Annotated in this window: 20 protein-coding genes and 1 tRNA gene; 10 read left to right on the forward strand and 11 right to left on the reverse strand. The window is 29.9% G+C overall.

What is annotated here, in order from left to right; all coding sequences use genetic code 11:
• Positions 1–81: 81 nt before the first annotated feature.
• Positions 82–2,142 (forward strand): tetratricopeptide repeat protein, encoded by a 2,061-nt coding sequence (locus tag ACXGQT_RS07470; protein ID WP_457830765.1) that lies wholly within the window; start codon positions 82–84, stop codon positions 2,140–2,142.
• On the opposite strand, the gene ACXGQT_RS07475 is transcribed toward ACXGQT_RS07470, so the two are convergent.
• From ACXGQT_RS07475 to ACXGQT_RS07510, 8 genes are all read right to left on the reverse strand, one after another.
• Positions 2,137–2,868, reverse strand: coding sequence for a LytR/AlgR family response regulator transcription factor (locus tag ACXGQT_RS07475; protein ID WP_457830766.1), 732 nt, complete (start codon positions 2,866–2,868; stop codon positions 2,137–2,139). The genes ACXGQT_RS07470 and ACXGQT_RS07475 overlap by 6 nt on opposite strands.
• Before the next feature lie 9 nt (positions 2,869–2,877).
• A complete protein-coding gene (locus ACXGQT_RS07480) occupies positions 2,878–3,195 on the reverse strand; it encodes an Hpt domain-containing protein (protein ID WP_457830767.1) in 318 nt (105 codons plus the stop codon).
• On the reverse strand, positions 3,182–4,249 hold the full coding sequence (locus tag ACXGQT_RS07485) for a sensor histidine kinase (protein ID WP_457830768.1): 1,068 nt from the start codon (positions 4,247–4,249) through the stop codon (positions 3,182–3,184). The genes ACXGQT_RS07480 and ACXGQT_RS07485 overlap by 14 nt, the downstream gene beginning before the upstream one ends.
• The gene (locus tag ACXGQT_RS07490; protein WP_457830769.1) at positions 4,249–5,382 is read right to left on the reverse strand and encodes an FIST signal transduction protein; all 1,134 of its coding nucleotides are present in this window, start codon (positions 5,380–5,382) and stop codon (positions 4,249–4,251) included. The genes ACXGQT_RS07485 and ACXGQT_RS07490 overlap by 1 nt, the downstream gene beginning before the upstream one ends.
• A 13-nt stretch (positions 5,383–5,395) precedes the next feature.
• Positions 5,396–6,988 carry a PAS domain-containing sensor histidine kinase gene (locus ACXGQT_RS07495; protein WP_457830770.1) on the reverse strand — a complete coding sequence of 531 codons (1,593 nt, stop codon included), beginning with the start codon at positions 6,986–6,988 and terminating at the stop codon, positions 5,396–5,398.
• Positions 6,985–7,527, reverse strand: coding sequence for a heme NO-binding domain-containing protein (locus tag ACXGQT_RS07500; protein ID WP_457830771.1), 543 nt, complete (start codon positions 7,525–7,527; stop codon positions 6,985–6,987). Before ACXGQT_RS07500 ends, ACXGQT_RS07495 begins: the two co-directional genes overlap by 4 nt.
• Positions 7,528–7,941 (reverse strand): response regulator, encoded by a 414-nt coding sequence (locus ACXGQT_RS07505; RefSeq protein WP_457830772.1) that lies wholly within the window; start codon positions 7,939–7,941, stop codon positions 7,528–7,530.
• 683 nt (positions 7,942–8,624) lie between these two features.
• Complete coding sequence (locus ACXGQT_RS07510; RefSeq protein WP_457830773.1) at positions 8,625–8,999, reverse strand: Fur family transcriptional regulator; 375 nt, start codon at positions 8,997–8,999, stop codon at positions 8,625–8,627.
• A gap of 98 nt (positions 9,000–9,097) precedes the next feature.
• On the opposite strand from ACXGQT_RS07510, the gene ACXGQT_RS07515 reads away from it, so the two are divergent.
• The 3 genes from ACXGQT_RS07515 to ACXGQT_RS07525 are packed head-to-tail and all read left to right on the forward strand — an operon-like array spanning position 9,098 to position 10,853.
• Positions 9,098–10,009: an NAD(P)/FAD-dependent oxidoreductase gene (locus ACXGQT_RS07515; RefSeq protein WP_457830774.1), complete on the forward strand. Its 912-nt coding sequence runs from the start codon at positions 9,098–9,100 to the stop codon at positions 10,007–10,009.
• Positions 10,003–10,248, forward strand: coding sequence for a hypothetical protein (locus ACXGQT_RS07520; protein WP_457830775.1), 246 nt, complete (start codon positions 10,003–10,005; stop codon positions 10,246–10,248). The genes ACXGQT_RS07515 and ACXGQT_RS07520 overlap by 7 nt, the downstream gene beginning before the upstream one ends.
• The gene (locus ACXGQT_RS07525; RefSeq protein ID WP_457830776.1) at positions 10,248–10,853 is read left to right on the forward strand and encodes a class I SAM-dependent methyltransferase; all 606 of its coding nucleotides are present in this window, start codon (positions 10,248–10,250) and stop codon (positions 10,851–10,853) included. The genes ACXGQT_RS07520 and ACXGQT_RS07525 overlap by 1 nt, the downstream gene beginning before the upstream one ends.
• A gap of 111 nt (positions 10,854–10,964) precedes the next feature.
• Here the strand turns inward: ACXGQT_RS07525 and ACXGQT_RS07530 are convergent.
• Positions 10,965–11,038, reverse strand: a tRNA-Ile gene (locus ACXGQT_RS07530).
• 61 nt (positions 11,039–11,099) lie between these two features.
• Entirely contained in the window at positions 11,100–12,071 is a 972-nt protein-coding gene (locus ACXGQT_RS07535; protein WP_457830777.1) for a polyprenyl synthetase family protein, read from the reverse strand.
• 86 nt (positions 12,072–12,157) lie between these two features.
• Here ACXGQT_RS07535 and ACXGQT_RS07540 point away from each other — a divergent pair, with 86 nt between their 5' ends.
• The 6 genes from ACXGQT_RS07540 (at position 12,158) to ACXGQT_RS07565 (ending at position 20,041) form a co-directional block, all read left to right on the forward strand.
• Positions 12,158–12,826: a TetR/AcrR family transcriptional regulator gene (locus tag ACXGQT_RS07540; protein WP_457830778.1), complete on the forward strand. Its 669-nt coding sequence runs from the start codon at positions 12,158–12,160 to the stop codon at positions 12,824–12,826.
• Positions 12,827–12,828: 2 nt separating this feature from the next.
• Positions 12,829–14,169, forward strand: coding sequence for a TolC family protein (locus tag ACXGQT_RS07545; RefSeq protein ID WP_457830779.1), 1,341 nt, complete (start codon positions 12,829–12,831; stop codon positions 14,167–14,169).
• A 21-nt stretch (positions 14,170–14,190) separates the two neighbouring features.
• Positions 14,191–15,324: an efflux RND transporter periplasmic adaptor subunit gene (locus ACXGQT_RS07550; RefSeq protein ID WP_457830780.1), complete on the forward strand. Its 1,134-nt coding sequence runs from the start codon at positions 14,191–14,193 to the stop codon at positions 15,322–15,324.
• A 7-nt stretch (positions 15,325–15,331) separates the two neighbouring features.
• Complete coding sequence (locus ACXGQT_RS07555) at positions 15,332–18,781, forward strand: efflux RND transporter permease subunit (protein ID WP_457830781.1); 3,450 nt, start codon at positions 15,332–15,334, stop codon at positions 18,779–18,781.
• A 119-nt stretch (positions 18,782–18,900) separates the two neighbouring features.
• Positions 18,901–19,491 carry an outer membrane beta-barrel protein gene (locus ACXGQT_RS07560; protein ID WP_457830782.1) on the forward strand — a complete coding sequence of 197 codons (591 nt, stop codon included), beginning with the start codon at positions 18,901–18,903 and terminating at the stop codon, positions 19,489–19,491.
• A gap of 73 nt (positions 19,492–19,564) precedes the next feature.
• Entirely contained in the window at positions 19,565–20,041 is a 477-nt protein-coding gene (locus ACXGQT_RS07565; RefSeq protein WP_457830783.1) for a regulatory protein RecX, read from the forward strand.
• Between the two features lie 8 nt (positions 20,042–20,049).
• Here ACXGQT_RS07565 and ACXGQT_RS07570 read toward each other — a convergent pair whose 3' ends face one another.
• The gene (locus tag ACXGQT_RS07570) at positions 20,050–20,601 is read right to left on the reverse strand and encodes a hypothetical protein (RefSeq protein WP_457830784.1); all 552 of its coding nucleotides are present in this window, start codon (positions 20,599–20,601) and stop codon (positions 20,050–20,052) included.
• Positions 20,602–20,703 lie beyond the last annotated feature (102 nt).

A 20,703-nucleotide genomic window follows, 5' to 3' on the forward strand; every position in this document is an offset into this window, starting at 1 on the left:
ATTTCGTTGAATTGCATTTTGATAACGGTGAATAAACAAGGTATTATCCTTAACTTGTAATCACAAAACAAAATGCTAAAAATGAAGAAATTAATCATTCTATTTACTCTTTTATGTTCTACATATTTCTTTGCTCAAGAAATGCAAAAAGGATTTACTTATTTAGAAACAGGAGATTATAAAAATGCAGAAACTTTTTTTGAAAAGACTTTAAAAGAATACCCCAACAACAAAACCGCCAAACTATGTTACGGTAGAGCTGTAGGATTAAATGGAAAACCCGCACAAGCCGTAACTATTTTTACTGAATTACTAGAAACTTATCCTAACGATTTTGAAATTCAGTTAAACTATGCAGAGTCTTTATTATGGAGTAAAAAATTTAACCAAGCAAAAGAATATTACACCAAACTAACCTCAACCAATCCTAAAAGCTTTCCTGCTTTACTAGGATATGCAAATACATTGTCTAATTTAAAAGAATACAATAGTGCTTTAGAATATGTTAACAAAGCTTTAGAAGTATTACCTAACAATGCCAACGCAATGGTTTCTAAAAAATACATATACTTAGGACTGGCCAACCAACAACAACAAAACCAACAATACGGAAAAGCCATTGCTACTTTAAAAACCAATTTAAAGCTGTTCCCTAAAGACAAAGACATCTATTTAAATTTAGCCAACACATATATTATTGCTAAAAAACATCAAGAAGCTGAAGCTTTGTTTGTAGAAATGCAAAAAGATTCAAGCCTCTATTTTCATGCTAAAAACGGTTTGTCTTTAAACGCTCACTTACAAGAAAAAGACAAAAAAGCACTTAAAATTAGTACGGAGACACTTTCTGAAATTGACAAAACAACTACAGATAAAGACATAAAAAGTACTCAAGAAAGATATACTCAAGCACTAATTTGGAATAGAAAATTTGGTGCTGCAAAAAAATACATTGATCTAATTTCTAAAGGTAAAGAAAAAGAAAATTGGATTCTAGGGTTAAAAGCAACACTATACACCTACACAGGAGATTTTAATAAAAGTTTAAATACCTACAATGCCATTTTATCAAATGATGAAACCTCTTTTGATGGAAATTTAGGAAAAGCCAATGCCTTAAAAGCAAACGGACAAATTGATAATGCTTATTTGGCAGCCAAACAAACATTGGTACATTTTCCCAATCAAAAAGATGCACTAAACTTTATTAAAACTTTAAACAGTGCTTATATTCCAACTTTTGAAACAGATGCAAGATACAGTTATGACAATGGTGATAGTGAGGCTTACACGTCCACTTCTCGTGTTATTTTTCCAATGAGTACAAAACTTACCCTGTCTACTCAATATCAATACAAAAGAGCTATCAATGAGGTTACAGACAACAACAGTACCTCTAATTTAATAGGAGCTGGATTAGGGTATCAATTACATCCAAAAATAAATTTCTTAGGAACTGTTGGTATCAATAAAATTAACGGAAACATAAGTAGTTACGATCAGTTTTACACTGACATTCTTTTTAAAACAAAACCTTTTAAATTACAAAGTTTTGATTTTGGTTATAAAAGAGAACTACAAAACTTTAATGCCGAATTATTAAACAGAGAAATTATTCAGAATAATTTTTATGGAAATTACAATTTAAACACCAACTTTAATTTAGGATGGTTTACCCAATATTACTACACTACCCAAAATGACAACAATGCTAGAAATTTGTTATTTACCTCCCTTTACTATAACCTTTTACCCAAACCAGCTTTAAAAACAGGTATTAATTTTCAGTACTTAACCTTTAAAAATCAAGTACCTACTATTTACTTTAGCCCTGCTGAGTTTAAAGCTGTTGAAATTTTTGTAAACCTTATTAAAAACCAAGCTGTAGCCAAAACTCACAATTGGTATTATGGTTTAACTGCTGCCATTGGATATCAATATATTGAACAACAAGCAAAACAAAGTACTTATAGAGTGCAAAGCAATGTAGGATATAAATTTACCGACAGGTGCTATTTAGAAGCTTTTGCCAACCACAGTAACATAGCATCAGCAGCAGCTAGTGGATTTACTTTTACAGAGTTTGGTGTAAAGTTTACTTGGCATTTTCTTAAAAAACCAATTTTTAAAACACCTCTATAAGAGATTTAATCTTTTCATTAACTCAGGTCTGTTAGATCTACTTACTGGCACTACATCTTTTTTAATTAACACACTATTATCCTCAATATCTATAATCATTTTAATATTGATAACGTAAGATCTGTGGATTTTTAGAAAAGTATCTTGTGGTAATTTATCTTCAATTTTTTTCAGAGTTGAATGTACCACGTAGTTCTTTGTTTCCGTTTTTATTTGAATATAATCTCCCTTAGCTTCAATTAAATAAATATCAGGAATATTAATCTTTACTAATCTTCTGTCTATGTTTACATACAAATCTTTACCCGATTCGGATTCTTTTTTAGATTTTGATGGAGCACTAATGCTTTCTTCAACAGGCTTCACTTGGTCTACCATAGCACTTTCAACCTTTTTTATTGCTTTTATAAAACGTGGTAGTGCAATTGGCTTTACTATATAATCTATAATACAATCGTACTCAAAAGCATCAATAGCAAACTGAGCATCAGATGTAATTAACACAATTTTAGGTGGATTTTTTAAGGTTTGAATAAAATCAAAACCAGTAAAATCAGGCATATGTATATCTAAAAATATCAAATCAACATCATGCTGATTTAAATGTTTTATAGCTAAAATAGCATTTTCAAACTCTCCATCAATTTTTAAACCTCCCACTTGACTGCATAACTGACTTATTACCAGCCTAGAAGTAGCTTCATCATCAACAATAATACAATTCATAATAACAATTTATAGCGATGCTAAGAAAGTGGTCATTATAGACAAAGTTTCTTTAAATTCTTTTTCTAAATCTGAACTACCAGCTCTTAAGTTGTTCTCGTAATCCACCGCTGTTTTATAATTCTTTTTCAAACCCAAAATACTAATTTTATGCTTAAGTTTGTGAACTATTTCAATAATAGCTTCTTGGTCTTTTAATTTTAAGCTATTCTCATATGTTTCTTTTTCCTTGGGAAATTCTTTGATAATAATTGCTATTAACTTCTTTTTAAATTGATCGTCGCCTCCAGACAACTCATCAATATAAACAAAATTAGGCTTTTCCATTTCTTTTTTCTTTAATTACAAAATTAAAGGTAGTCCCTTTAGACATTTCAGATTCTACCCAAATTTTACCATTATATATTTCTACAATTTTTTTTACTATTGACAATCCTATACCTATTGATTGTTGATTGTTTTCTAATTTAAAAAAGGCTTTAAAAACTTTTTTAAAATAATTATTATCAATCCCTTTTCCATTATCTTTTACATAAAACTGATGTTCATTGTTTTTTGGACTGTAACCTATTTTAACCCAACCATCAGCTTTATCATTATACGCTACCGCATTTACTATTAAGTTTTGAAAAAGTTGCTGTAACCTATGTTTATCGCCATAAACTACAGGAAGTTTATCTACTACTTTAATTTTTATATGTTCAGGTACATCAATATAATCAATAACTTCTTTAACCAACAAATTTAAATCTACCGGATAAATATTTTCTTCTTTTTTTCCCAAAGTAGAATACTCTAAAATACCCGTTACTAAAGCATCCATTTTTTCTACATTAGCCCTAATAAGCCCTATGGTTTGTTTACCTTGTTCATCTATTTGTTCTTCATAATCTTCTTTTAACCAAGCTGTTAAAGCATCTATGCTTCTTAGTGGAGATTTTAAATCATGCGAAACCATGTGAGCATAGTCACTCAACTCTTTATTTTGATATTCTAATTCTAGTAATAGTTTTTCTCTTTGTTTGTTCATTTCCACAATTTCTTGTGTCTTTAAACTCATTAAATCTATAAACTTTTTACTTTCTTTTTTAACCTCTTTAGCAACTACTTCTTCTATTTCATTGCTACCTCTTAAATTATCTACAACACTTTTAAGTTGAGTAATAATTTCTTGTTGCCTATCAGTATCTTTTCTCAATAATTGATTTGCCTCAAACAACTCATCAGAACTAATCTTCATAGCTCTTTGGAGCATTAAAAATTGTTCGTCAAAATTATTATAAGACCTATCAACGGCATCTAAAAACTTATTTATCTCGGGCTTACTTGCCAATTCTTCGGATAAATACTTTCTAATCTGTCTTTTTAGCAACGAATTCATTATTCACTAATTAAAGTAACTGTAATAGTTTGATTATGTAATCTACATGTATTTTCTCCATTAAAAGGGGCTATTTCTCCGTAAGAATAAAATCCACTAATGGTAGGTTCTTTTCCTAAAACACTAACAACTTCTTCTACTTCTTCTTCTACTCTTTGATCTAAAACTAATTTACGACCTATACAACTAACCAAAATAGCTAATTCTGCTGTATTTTGCCTATTTTTTGTTGCTGATTTAACTGCCATTTCTGAAGCATTGGCTATATTATCAATATTTGTCATCATTAATTGTACCCTTGCTCCTTCTGGAATATCTCCAGCTAAAATCATGGTATTTTTGTCTTCATCAATATTTAAGATGGTTCTCACTATAGATTGTTTTTCTCCTTTAACTTTAACATTTAATGGATATAACAAAGCTGCACTTGGCAACTCTTTAGATTTGTCTCCTAAATATTGTTTGTATAAATCTAGTGCTGGTTTGTTATCTAACTCAAACAACTCGTTTCCTTGAGATTTTGTAACAATTCTATCTGGTCCAAAAGGAGTCCATCCGCCAAAAATAGAAAAAGAAACCTCTAAAGTTTCCCCGTACAATCCTATGGCTATAATTTCTCCTTCTTTGGGTTCTTGATTGTATGATGCTAGTGTTTTTTCAAACCTTTCAGAGTCTCCACACAAACCTCCAGTTATTAAAACATTTTTAGAAACCACACTTTTCATTCCTTCTGTTAGCTGACTTCCGTTGATATAGCTACCTTCGGAAATTACAAAAATAGACTTTAACCCCTCTAAAGGAAACTGTTCTATTAACTCCTTACCAGTTTTAAAACTATCTAAATCTGTATGTAACACATTACTGGTTTTTATAATGTATTCACTTTTTTCAAAATCAATGGCTGTAGCAGTTACACTACTATCTTCTACATATTCTGAGGTAACATTTCCGCAACTTGATCCAATAACAATATGTGCATTTTCAAAAATGTTTTTTAGCTCTTGGTAAACTGGAATAGATTCCAACATCAACCTATTACCAAACACTAAAATCAATGGTTTTTTTAATGGCACTTGTTTACCTATAAAATCCCATTTTCCATTTTCATTTCTTGTTAACTGTACTCTTTTCATAGCGCTTATCATTTTATTTTTTTATAGTAAAATAAAAGGTAGTTCCTTTATCTACCTCACTCTCTAACCATATGTTACCTTGATGTAGTTCTACAATTTTTTTAACTATTGAAAGACCAATACCTGAGGAATCTTTTCTTTTGTTCAAGGAATGAAAAATTTTAAATATTTTATCAAAATATTTCTCTTCTATCCCCATTCCATTATCAGATATAGAGAATTGATAATGTGTACCAATATCTTTAGATGCTACTACTATTTTACCAACTTCTTTATCACAAAACTTAACAGCATTACTCAATAAATTTTGAAAAAGCTGTTGTAATTTCATTTTATCTCCTGTTACATTTGGCAGTCCACTTTCAATATTAATATGAATATTTTTTGGCACATATAGTAACGGCATTACATCTGCTGTTAAATTGTTTATATCTACATTTTGACTTAAATCTACATTTGCCCCAATACTTGAATACTCCAAAACATCAGAAATTAAATTTTCCATTTTTTCTAATGTCTTTTCAATTAACAATAAATTTTGACAACTTAGTTCATCTAAATTTTCTTTATTATCTTCTTTTATCCAACTAACCAAGGCATTAATACTACGTAAAGGAGATTTTAAATCATGAGAAACTACATGTGCATATTCTTGTAAACTTTCATTGCTTTTTGCAAGTTCATTTAAAAGTTCTTCTTTTTGCTTTTCTAATCTTTTAAGGTTTGTAATATCTAAGTGAACCCCTATGGACCCCACAACTTCACCTTTAAGATCATAATTTGGTGCACCACTAATTAACCAATGCTTAGTTTCTCCTGTTTTGGTGCAAACTTCTAATTCATAAGAATTTGAAGTTCCTTTTTTCCTTTTGATATCTTCAGCAGCAAGTTTTTCTTTAGATTCTTTTGACAAAAATATACTTGAACCAGACTTACCTATTAAATCTTGTTTGGCATAACCAGACATTTCTTCAAAACTTTGATTTACAAAAAGGATTTTATCGTCATTATCAACCTCTATCAATCCGAGATTCATATTAGCTATTATATTGCTATATTTTTGTCTTTCTGCTTTTAGTCTTTTCTCGTATATTTTGTGAAGTGTAATATCTCTTATAATACCTTGTGCTGCAATGGGGTGATTATTTTCATCATAAATTATACTAGCATTTATTTGCACTAATTTTATTTCTGATGTTTTGGTTTTTATTTTTATTTCAAAATCTATAATCCCACCGGTTTCGCATAGCGTTTTAAAGGAATTAGAAATATACTCAACATCTTGAGGCAAAGTTAGTTTCATTAAATTTAAGGTTCCCTCAGATAGTTTATAACCTAAAAGTTCTTCGGCTGCTCCATTAATTTTAATAGCGTTTCCTGATAAATCCATCATAACATATGGATCTACCAAATTCTCAAAAAAACCTTTTAACTCAGAGTTCTTTACTTTTAATAAAGCTTCTAACTTATCTTTAGCTTGTTTGTTTTTTTGATTTAAATAATAAAGCTCTTCAGATTTTTTCTCTAAAATTTCTTCTGCTTGTTTTCTAGCAAATTTTTCTCTAGCCAGTGCTCGTTTTAATATTTCAACCTCACGTTGACTCATGATGTTTTAACTATAGTAAATTTTACTTCAGTTCCGTCTTCCTTTAATTTTTCATACTCTATAATTGCATGCTCTCCAAACAATTTAAAAGTTTGCTCCATTAACCCTTTTCCTAAAATATAAAGTGCTTTGTCTGATTTATATACCATAATCATTTTATTCTCTTGGTGTAAAACCAGCTCAAAAGTAGGAAGCTGAGCATCTGGGTATATTTTTTGAACCTCTAAGTGAATATGATTTTCTATAGATGCCAATAAATCCATTGGACCTTTATAATGCTCAACTAAATTAGGATGTGACTTGATTAAGGTTTTAAAAAAGTGTTCAGCAAAAACCATCAACAAATCATCTACAGAAACAGATGTATTTTTACTTAAGTTAGAGATTAACTGAAGCATTTCAGAAAAATCATAAGTTCCTATTGAGGTATAAGCTCCATCTGAAGCTAATGTAGATTGATTAATTATATCATCAACCATTTCTAATCCATACTTCTCCTCTACCAATTCTAAAAAATCTGTAAAAACAATTCCTTTCATCTACAAAGTAATTAACTGGTTTACACACCAATAACTTAATAATTTTTCAATTTTTGTTACATAATCCTCGTACTTAAGAGGTTTTAACACATACCCTGAAACTCCTATTTTATAACACTCTAGCAAATCTTTTTGATTGCTAGAAGTACTTAAAATTACCGTAGGAATATGTCTTAGCTCTGAGTCTTTTTTTAGAATAGACAAAAACTCAATACCGTTTATTTTTGGCATATTTAAATCTAAAAGTATAATATTTGGTAACCTATCTTTTTGTTCCAATACTTTTAACCCCGCTTCACCATTTTCTGCAGTAACTACTTTATGTGACAATTTTAATGATGAAACAGCTCTATTAAACTTCATAACCTCTATAGCATCATCTTCTATCAGCAATATTTTTAAGGATGTATTCATTGTTTAACAATTTAATTTCTAAGAACTAAATTAACCAATCTCTTAAAAGAATATTTTTTATATCGTTAAAACAATGGTTACCTGTAGACGAATGGTCGTTTTTCATCGATGAATAAAAACAGCACTCAAACACAAACACTTAAATATAAATACTTTACTATTAAAACACAATATTTATCACGATATTATTATTTAGTTACTACAATTATTAAACATCCTCTAACCTAAACCTGTTTTTAATGCTATTCTTAGTTTATTAAAACTCTTTAACTGCATAAAAATATCTTCATTGGTTTTCTCTTTAATAGATCATAATTTTATTCTCATTTTAACATTTTACTACCCTAGCATAAAACTCAAGAAATCCTTCATTATGATTTATTTTTCATGATTTGATCATAAAACGTTTGTGCATATACACAACACACAAGATTTGTTTATTTGTATTGATAATTATGAATACTAATAAGCCATGATTTTCAATAAAAAAAGCCATGAACAAAACAACAACGAAAATTTATTTCTTGTTTACACCAAAGGATTTGCAAAAGGTTTTTTTGGCTTGTTAATACTAATAGTAGGATTATTCATGTTTTTAAGTTTATTTAAATAAGCTACCTTATAAATTAAGCAAGTGAAGAATTTTAACTTCCTAAAGCATGAGGAAAAAGAGGGACATTAATTTACATGCAATCTTTACAAGTTCCTGTTAACACACAATTTACACTATCTACCTGATATCCTTTTGCTATGGAAAAATGAACAGGTATAGGCATACATTCAATAGTATCACAGTTTTTACACCTAAAATGAAAATGATGCAAAGGTTGCTTATTTTCATCACATTTTATACACACTGCAAAGTATTGCTTTCCATCATCTGCTACAATTCTATGTAAAACACCATCTTCACAAAATCTATTTAACACCCTATAAATTGTAGCTCTATTAATTTCAATTCCAATTTTATTTTCTATAGCATCTTGACTCATTGCTTTAGAAGATGAATTTAATACTGAAAGTACAGCTTCTTTAGTGGGAGTATTTCTTCTTTTCATTTAAAAATATTTTTATTGCAACACAATTGCAATAATATAAAATATTTCTATATTTGCAAACAACACTAATGCGACTATATCGCATTTAAAATAAGAAGATGATGAAAACTCTAGAAAATCATGATGTTATTATTATAGGAGGGAGTTATGCTGGGCTTTCTGCCGCTATGACTTTGGGTCGCTCTTTAAGAAATGTATTAATTATAGACAGTGGATTACCATGTAATAGACAAACGCCAAAATCTCACAATGTTATTACACTAGACGGCAAAAAACCCAGTGAAATAGCATTACAAGCAAAGGATCAAGTGTTAAAATATAACTCAGTTAATTTTTTAGAAGATGTGGTTACATCAGCAAAAAAAACTAACGAAAACTTTCATATTACAACCAAGTCTGGAAATAAATTTATAGTTAAAAAAATCATTTTTGCTACTGGAATAAAAGACATTATGCCAAATATAAAAGGATTTTCTAATTGTTGGGGAATTTCTGTAGTACATTGCCCTTACTGTCATGGCTATGAAATTAGAAATCAAAAAACAGCAATTATTTCAAATGGCGAACAAGCTATTCATTTAACATCGCTCGTTAGTAATCTTACAGATGATCTTATAATATTAACAAATGGAAAATCTGAATTTGATGAGAATCAAATAAAAAAACTTAAAAAAAATAATATAAGAATTATTGAAAAAGAAATAACAGAAATTGACCATGAAAACGGAAACATTAAAACAATCATTTTTAAAGATGAAAGCAAGGAACATTTTAAAGCAGCCTATGCTTCACTTCCTTTTGTACAACATTCTGATATACCAAAATCTTTAGGGTGTGAACTCACCGATTTGGGACATATAAAAGTAGATCTTTATCACAAAACAACTGTAGAGGGAGTTTATGCATGTGGAGACAATTCTGTTATAATGCGTACCATATCAAACGCATTAAACAGTGGAGTCATATCTGGAGCCATGATAAACAAAGAATTAACACAAGAAAAATGGTAGAAGTTTTTATCACAAATATAAAAAAAGAAAAAGAGGCTAAAAAAATAGTACAGCTACTTGAAAAGAAATTTTTAAATATAATTGTTGATTATGATATGAACGAAACAGGGTTAGATTTTCCTTGTGGGCATACCGTTATTAGAACAGAAAACACACTATTGGATATACATAAAATAATAGCAACCATACAACAGCGAGGTATTATTTGTGAAATTATGAAAGATAAAATTTGCAATTAATGGAAGAGTTTTGGGAAATTAATTTTAACCAAAAACAGGAGATGTGGGGGTTAAAACCAGCTAAATCAGCTGTTATAACAAAAGATTTTTTTGTTAAAAAAGAGCTAAAAAAAATATTAATCCCTGGTATAGGCTATGGGAGAAATGCTCAAGTGTTTATAAATCAAGAAATAGAGGTAACAGGTATTGAAATTTCTAAAACAGCACTTGAGTTAGCCCAAAAACACTATAAAAACAAAATGATTCTTTATCATGGTTCTGTAACCAATATGCCTTTTAATGATGACACATATGATGGAGTTTTTTGTTATGCCTTAATTCATTTATTAAATAAAAAAGAAAGAGCCAAACTAATACAAGATTGTTATCAGCAATTAAATCAAAACGGATATATGTTTTTTACCGCTATTAGTAAAAAAGCTACTAATTATGGTAAGGGTAAACTTATTAGCAAAGACCGTTATGAATTTCATAAGGGAGTTTCTATATTCTATTATGATAAAGAATCCATATTGGAGGAATTTGAAAAATATAACATTTTTGAAATAAGTGAAGTATACGAGGATCAGCCTTTGTTTTTGATAAAATGCAAAAAAATTAATTGATTTTATTAATAGTAAAGAATAAACCTCAGCCTGATATATTCTTTACCTCCCCTATCTAACACCTAAAAATAAAAAACCCCAGTAAAAACTGGGGTTTAAAGCTTTAAGTAGTGGTCCCACATGGGCTCGAACCATGGACCCCCTGATTATGAGTCAGGTGCTCTAACCAGCTGAGCTATGAGACCTAAAGCGGTGGCAAATTTAATATATTTTTATGTTCTCACAAATAAAATCACAAAATTATATTTACACTTTTCTTCCCATTAAATAATTACCAAAGTCTATTAAGTTTTCTTTGGTATTTTGGGAGATAGATATGTCTTTTAAAACATCAAAAGCTTTTTGAGTATAGTCTTTTATTTCTTTCTTTATATCCCTCACAGCCATAGACTTAACAAACATATCTTTTGCTCTTTCTATTTTTAACTCCATATTATCTTGTGGATTTGAAAATAAATCTGATAACTGATGCTTTTCTGCACCTTTTAAATTCTCAAGTGCTTTTAGGTATAAAAATGTTTTTTTATTTTCTATAATATCACCTCCAACCTGCTTTCCAAAAGTTTCTGGATCACCAAAAGCATCTAAATAATCATCTTGTAATTGAAAAGCCAGTCCTAAATTTAAACCGTACTCATACATAGCATCAGCATCTTTATCAGAAGCATTTGCAATTATAACACCCATTTTTAGAGCTGCTGCAACCAATACCGATGTTTTTAATCGAATCATTTCTATATATTCTGCAATAGAAACATCATTTCTATTCTCAAAATCCATATCATATTGTTGCCCCTCACAAACTTCTAAAGCTGTTTTTTGAAACAATTGCATCAGCTTTTTATACACACTACCCTCATAAACCTCTAAGTACTGATTGGCCAATATCATCATAGCATCTCCTGATAGAATGGCTGTGTTTACATTCCATTTTTCGTGAACCGTTGCCTGTCCTCTTCTTAGAGGAGCATCATCCATAATATCATCATGTAGTAAAGTAAAATTATGAAACACCTCTATAGCTAAAGCTGCATGTAAGCCTTTTTTATAATCTATATTAAAAGCATCTACAGCCATTAAGGTTAACAAAGGTCTTATACGTTTTCCCCCTAATGAAAGTATATAATCAATAGGTTTGTATAAACTAACAGGTTCTTTAACTGATGTTTCTTGCTCTAAAAAAGCTATGAACGAATTTCTGTATAATGATAAATCCAATGAATATGTTTTTTGAGGATAAAAGTAATACAATGAAAGACTATACAAAAACCTAATATTAACAAATATTTATATTTTAAAAAACTATGGAAACTAAATTTGTTTTTTTAGTTTCCATGTATATCTTTGCCAACAATTTTAGTATGATTATGAAAGAACAAATATTAAGCACAGCCACTAGTATGTTTTTAGATCTTGGATTTAAAAGTGTTACCATGGATGATATTTCAAACACACTAGGAATTTCAAAAAAAACAGTTTACTCACACTTTAAAAATAAAAACAAATTGGTAGAAGCAACTACCATAAATATTTTCAGTAATATTTTACAAGGCATTAGCGCTATAGAAAACAAAAAACAAAACTCTATAGAAGAATTATTTCAAATTAAAGAACTAATGCTAAACAATATAAAACAACAAAATCCCTCATCTATTTGTCAACTTCAGAAATTTTTCCCCGAAATTCACTGTAACATGAAGAAAAAACACCAGGAAGCCATGACAAAATGTTTTACTAAAAATATAGAACGTGGTATTAAAGAAGGGTATTACAGAAAAAACTTAAATGTTAATTTTGTTGTTAAAATTCATTTCGCTGGAATAGAGGGAGTTAAAGAAATGGATCAACAAAACAACAATAAAGATTATAAGTTTAATTTAGCAACAGAATATTTAGAATATCACACAAGAGCTATTGCCACAGAAAAAGGATTAGAAACATTAAACCAAATACTAAACAACCCTAAAAATTAATTATGAAAAAGAACTTTATTATTTACTTATGTTTTTTAACATACTTAATAGTTCCCGCTCAAGAAAAAGTACAAACTAAGGTACAAGACAGTATCAAAACTCGTTTTTCTTTACAGGAGGCCATTGAGTTTGCTTTAGTAAACAACAGAAATTCTCAGAATGCAACTCATGATATTGAAGCAGCAAAACAACAAAAATGGGAAACCATTGCTATTGGATTACCTCAACTTAATGGAAAAATTGAATATAAAAATTATGTAAAATATCCTATTCCAGGAGATCAAACAGAAGGAGATTCATTTATTAATTTTATTTTTCCAAAACAAAGCCTTACTCCAAGTGTTACTTTAAGTCAACTTGTTTTTGACGGATCGTACATTGTGGGACTACAATCTGCGAAAGTATTTTTAGATATTTCTAAGAATGCCAAAGCAAAAACAGACCAAGAAATCACTAAAGGAGTTACTAGTGCCTACAGTAATGTTTTATTAACTGAAGAAAGCATCAAGCTAATTCATAAAAACATCGAAAGTATAGAAAGCAACTTAAATGAATCAAAAGCCATGTTAGAAAATGGATTTGCAGAAGAAGAAGACATCGAACAACTTCAAATTACTTTAAACAACCTAAATAATAATTTAGAAAGTTTAGAAAGAATACATAGTATCTCTATAAAAATGTTAAGATTAACTCTAGGTTTTATTGATGATGTAAACCTTACTCTTACAGAAGATTTAAAAACTTTAATTACCAAAACCAAAGAACAACCAACCTCTTTTAAGAATTTTTCAGTATTTAATAATATAGACTACAAAATAGCTGAAAATGAAACTACATCTAAAAAATTACTATACAAATTAGAACAATCTAAACTACTACCTAGCATTAGTAGTTTCTTATCTGCAAATTATATTGGTAACAGTCAAGAGTTTACTTTTTTTGACAAAGACCAAACATGGTTGTCTACAGCTCTATTTGGAGTGACTATTGACATCCCAATCTTCTCTTCTTTTGCCAGCACTGCTAAACGTAAAAGAGCCAAAATAGAATGGTTAAAATCTCAAAATAAATTAATAGATACTGAGGAACAAATACAAATCAACTACCAAACCATTCAGTCAGATTTAGATCTAGCAATAAACACTCTTGAAAACAAGAAACGAAACCTAAAACTTGCAGAACGTATAGAAAACAAAAACAATATTAAATATAAAGAAGGAATATCTAGTAGCTTTGATTTAAGACAAGCACAAATGCAACTTTATAGTAGTCAACAAGAATATTTACAAGCCATGGTTAATGTTATTAACAAAAAAGCTGAACTAAACGCATTACAAAATTAAACCGCTCCCAAAAATAAAATTATGAAAAAAATATTATTAGCCATTGCTGCAACTACCATGATTGCATGTGGATCGAAAAAAGAAAAAACAATTGCAGATATTATTGCAAGCAAAGAAATAAAAGAAATAAAAGCTAAAAGAAATACCCTAATAGCAGATGTTAAAGCATTAGAAAAAGCTATTGCAGAACTAGACACTGTTAAAAAAACTACATTGGTCTCTACATTAATGGCAAAAACCTCTGATTTTTACCACTATGTAGAAGTTCAAGGAAATGTAGAAACCAAACAAAACTTAATTCTTTACCCAGAAATTAACGGTACTTTAAAATCTGTATTGGTTAAAGAGGGACAAAAAGTAAACAAAGGACAAACTATTGCTATTATAGACGATTCTGGTTTAAATGATCAATTAGCTCAATTAGAAGCAGATGCAGAATTAGCCAAAACTACTTTTGAAAGACAAGAGCGTTTATGGGATCAAAAAATAGGATCTGAAATCCAATTTTTACAAGCAAAAACAGCTTATGCAGCTAAATCTAAAGCAGTAGATAACCTTAAAGCACAAATTGCTAAAACACAATTAAAAGCTCCGTTTAGTGGAATTGTAGATGATGTGATTACTGATGAAGGTTCATTTGTAATGCCAGGACAATCACCAATTGTTCGTTTAATTAACTTAAGCGATATGACAATTAGTGCCGAAATTCCAGAAACATTTATCAAATACGTAAAAAAAGGAAAAAAAGTAGATTTATTTATTCCTGTACTAAATGCTACGGCAGAAACTACAATTACGCAAGCAGGTAATTACATCAACCCAAACAACAGAAAATTTAAAGTGGAAATGGATATTCCTAATAATATTGAAGCAAAACCAAACATGTCGGTACACTTAAATATTAATGATTATCATAACGAAGCAGCTATTTTAATTCCGCAAAGTATTATCTCAGAAAACGAAAACAACAAAGAATACATTTTTACAGTAGCGAAAAAAGGAAATTCTTACATCGCTCAAAAAACATTTATAGAATTAGGGAAAACTAGCAAAAATGACATTGAAGTTACCAAAGGATTAAAACCAAACACCATGGTAATTGTAGAAGGAGCTAGATCTGTTAAAGAAGGTCAAGAAGTAACTATATTAAACTAAGTTCATTATGTCCGAAAACAACAAAACAAATAAAGAATTTGCATGGTCATCGTGGGCTATTAACAATAAAACCACCATGTATGTATTAGCAGCCTTAATGCTAATACTAGGAATATCTGCCTACAACAATTTACCAAGAGAAAGTTTTCCTGAAGTAAAAGAAACTAAAATATACATTAATGCTATGTATCCTGGAAACACTGCCGAGGATATTGAGCGCTTAATTGTAGACCCTTTAGAGGATCAATTAGAAAACATTAGTAATGTAACCGAAGTTACTTCTACCTCTCAAGAAGATTACGGAATTATAATGGTAGAGTTTGACGAGAAAATTTCCGTTGAAGCTGCCAAACAAAAAGTAAAAGATGAAGTTGATGGAGTAAAAGCTGGTGAAGATTGGCCAACTTTTAATGGTGCCAAGGTAGACCCTTCTGTTTTTGACTTGAATCTTTCTGAAGAAATGCCAATTCTAAACATCAACTTAACAGGAGACTATACTGTAGAAAAACTAAAATCTTTTGCAGAACTTTTAGAAGACGACATAGAAGGCTTATCAGAAATTAAAAAAGTTGATATCCGTGGAGCTCAAGAAAAAGAAGTAGAAATTGCTGTAGATATATACAAAATGTCTGCTGCACAAGTAAGTTTTGATGATATTATCAACGCTATTAAACAAGAAAACATTACCATGTCTGCCGGTAACCTTATTACTAGCGGACAACGTAGAACCATTAGAGTTTTAGGTGAAGTAGAAAACCCTAACGAATTAAAAGACTTTGTAATTAAAAGACAAGGTGGTATTGTTTATCTAAGAGATGTTGCCGATATTTTTTTCCACGAAAAAGAAAAAACTACTTATGCTCGCGAATGGGGAGAAACAGTTGTAATGCTAGACGTTAAAAAACGTGCTGGTAAAAACATGGTAGAAGCTGCTGATAAAATTAAGGCAATTATTAAAAATGCCGAAGAAAATTATTTGCCTAGTGACCTACATATCTCTATTAGTAACGATCAATCTTCAAACACATTAAATCAAGTTGATGACCTAGTAAACAACATCATTTTTGGTATTTTACTAGTAGTAATGGTGTTAATGTTTTTCTTAGGATTTAGAAATGCATTGTTTGTTGGTTTTGCCATTCCAATGTCTATGTTTATGTCTTTTTGGATTATAGATCTTTTAGGATATACCATGAACACCATGATTCTTTTTGGATTAATTATGGGATTAGGAATGTTGGTAGACAACGGTATTGTAGTTGTAGAAAATGTATTCCGTTTAATGGATGAAGAGGGAATGAGCAGAAAAGAAGCTGCTAAAAAAGGAATTGGTGAAATTGCTTTCCCTATTATTATTTCTACTGCAACAACAGTAGCTGCATTTATTCCTCTTGGATTGTGGCCTGGAATTATGGGACAGTTTATGAAATACTTCCCTATTACTTTATCCATCGTATTAGGTTCTTCATTATTTGTAGCCATTTTCTTTAACTCAGTACTAGTATCAGGGTTTATGACTATTGGTGAGAAAAAACTAACCTATAAACAACTAACAAGATTAACTATTATTTTATGTGGATTTGGAATTCCAATCATGTTATTTGGAGGAGCTCTTCATGGATTAGGTAGTTTAATGGTTGTTACTTGTGCTCTATTCTGGCTGTATAGATTATTTATAAAAAATAGTGCTATATTTTTCCAAGAAAGAATGCTTACTGCTTTTGAAAACGCCTATGAAAAAGTATTACGTTTTTCTTTAAGTAGCTGGAGACCTTATGTATTTTTAGGAGGAACTTTTGTTTTATTAATTGCTTCGTTTATGGTTTTTGGTGCCTCTGTAGGCTCTGGAAAAACACAGGTTGAATTTTTCCCAGACAATAAACCAAATCAGATTATTGTCTATTTAGAATATCCACAAGGAACAGATATAGAAAAAACAAACGCTGTTACTAAAGAAATAGAAAATCGTGTTTACAAAATTTTAAATGCCAACGAATATGTAGACAATGGTTATAATTTCTTAGTAGAGTCTGCTGTATCTCAAGTAGGAATGGGTGCTGGTAACCCAAATACAGATGGAGGAGATTCCGAAATGCCACATAGAGGTAAAATTACAGCTACCATGCGAGAATACAAATATCGTAGAGGTGCAGACTCTGAACTTTTAAGACAAAAAGTTCAAGAAGATTTAAAAAACAAATATCCTGGATTGGCAATTTCTGTTGAAAAAGATGCTGCAGGTCCTCCGGCAGGATACCCTATTAACATAGAAATTCAGGGGAAAGATTATAATGAATTGGTTTCTGTTGCTCAAAGAATGCAAAAATTTATTACAGAACGTAGTATTGCAGGAATTGATGAACTTAAAGTAGATGTAAACAAAGCAAAACCGGCTATGGAGGTTTATGTAGACAGAAAAAAAGCAGGGGCATTAGGTGTACCTGTTGGTGCTGTAGCCAATCAACTTAGACGTTCTATTTTTGGAGAAAAAGCAAGTGTTTACAAAGAAGATGGTGAAGATTATGATATGTATGTTCGATTTAAAAAAGAGGATAGAACAAATACTAGTTTATTATTTAATCAAAATGTAATATTCCGTGATGCAACTGATGGTCAATTAAAAGAAGTACCTGTATCTGCCTTAATTTCTCGTAGAAACACTTCTTCTTTTAGTGCTATAAAACATATTAACGGAGAAAGAACCGTTACAGTTTACTCTGCTCTGGCTCCTGGTTATAAAGATGCTGCTGCTGTGGTAAAACAAATTGAGTTAGAAATGGCCGATTTTGATTCTCCTAAAGGAATTTCTTTTGATTTTACAGGACAAATAGAAGAGCAAAACAAACAAATGAGTTTCTTAATGGGAGCCTTAATGACTGGTTTAGGTTTAATTATGTTTATTTTAGTTTTTCAGTTTAACTCTGTTACCAAACCTGCCATAATTATGGTGGCTATTTTCTTGAGCTTTACAGGGGTATTCTTCGGAATTATTGGTATGGGAATGAGCTTTGTAATTATGATGACTATGATGGGTATTATTTCTCTTGCCGGAATTGTTGTAAACAACGGAGTAGTACTATTAGATTACACACAACTATTATTTGATAGAAAAGCCGAAGAATTAAACCTTCCAGAAGATGAAGTGATTTCTATAGAACATGCTTTTGAAGCCATCGTACAAGGAGGTAAAGCACGTTTAAGACCTGTAATTTTAACAGCTATTACCACAGTATTAGGATTAATTCCTTTAGCTATTGGTTTTAACATTGATTTCTTTTCATTGTTTAACACAGGAAATCCAAACATTTATATGGGGGGTGATAACGTAATTTTTTGGGGACCTTTAGCATGGACAGTTATTTTTGGATTGACCTTTGCTACTTTTCTTACCTTAATTATTGTACCAGTAATGTTCTACTTACTACACAGAATTAAAGTGAAAGTAAAGAATAAATAGAAAAAGCATATTATAACAAAAAACGGACTGTGTTTAAACACAGTCCGTTTTTTTATATCCCTAAGTAAACATTGATTATATCATAATTCTTAACTCGAATATTTATGTATTTTTGCCCCATGAAAAAATTGCTATTCATTGCTTTATTGGTACTAGGTACTAATTTTGCAAAAGCCCAAGAAGACAAGACCAGTATTTCTGCTGGATATACATCCGTTAAATTAAAACTAAAACTGAACATCCCAGATTATGATGTAAGTGAAACTGAATCAATGGATGCTACTGGTTTTTTTGTTGGTTTGATGAGAGAAATTCAAATCAACTCTAAATATAGTTTTACACCAGGAGTAATATATACAAACCTATCTTCTGATGAAGACGATGATGATGAAAAAATAGAATATATTCAAATTCCATTTTTATTTAACTATTATCCAAACGAAAAAGTATTTCTATCTGCTGGACCAAAGGTAGACTTTCTTATAGAAGATCAAACGGAAGATGGATTTCATAAAATTTCATTAGCCCTAGGCTTAGGAATAGGATTTGAATTGTCTAGTAAATTAAATATTATTGCTAATTATTCTATTCAGCTGTCTGATAGCTTAGGTGATGAATTTGATGATAATTTATCTAGTGAAGCTAATACAGATGTAAACGCAACATTAAAGCAAAACTTTTTTAATATAGGATTAGCATATAACTTTTAAACTTAACACATAAACATTTTTATAAAGCTACAGATATTTTAAACATCTGTAGCTTTCTTTTTATTTTAGCAGTATGCAAAACAAAAAAACATACACGGTTGAAGAAGCCAAAAGGGCTTTAGAAAATTATTGTGTATATCAGGATAGATGTCATAAAGAAGTAGAAGAAAAACTATATAAAATGGACATGATTCCACAAGCTTGTGAAGTTATTTTACTTCATCTTATGGAACACAACTTTTTAAACGAAGAACGTTTTGCCAAAAGTTTTGCCCGAGGAAAATTCCGAATTAAAAAATATGGAAAAGTAAGAATTACCCAAGAACTAACATTCAGAAACATTTCGGAATATAACATCAAAACAGCTCTAAAAGAAATTGATGAAAAAGAATACATAGAAACACTTTATGCTTTATCAACTCAAAAATGGGAAAACATTAGAGAAGTTAACTTCTATAAAAAAAAGAAAAAAGTAGCAGATTTTTTACTTAGAAAAGGATATGAATCTAATTTGATTTACGAGGCATTGTTGCAATACAAACAGACATAAACAAAGAACTACTCAATAGAATCTAACTTAGAAAAGAAAAAATTATCATCAACCAATTCTTTTTCAAAATTATTTTGCTCATATATTGCATTAATTTTGGTATTAATCATTCTATAAATAGTAAAAAGCCCTTGTGTTTGTTTGGTAATTTCAGGAACAGTAATAGCAGGAATTTCCTTCATTTCTTGTAATCTTAAAGCCTGATTATACAACGTATTCATTCTTGCTCTCATTCCTTTTTCATCTAAAACTTTTACAGTAATAGAATCTCTCATCAACGCAACATCTTTCACCAATTCTTCAGCACTGCTTAACACCTCATTTGGACTTGTTTTTTTAATACGTTCTAAATCATCAGTAACTTCAAAATAGCCTTTCCACCCTACAATAGAATCTTTATAAATGATGTTAACAGGGCTAAGAGAATCAAAAACAATTATTTCATCTTTGGCACTAAAGTACTTTTCATCGTTTTCAGCCTTCACGGTAGTCTCAGATTTTTTTTGCTCACAAGCAATAAAAACGACACAAAATATTACAAATAAGGTGATGTATTTCATATTCACAAATATATAAGAATCTTGTTGATGATGGTCAACTCTATTTTAAGATTTATAAACTCAAATAATTAAAAAAATAAATGATTATTCTGTTGATAGCTA

The organism is Wenyingzhuangia sp. IMCC45467 (genome assembly GCF_054111205.1).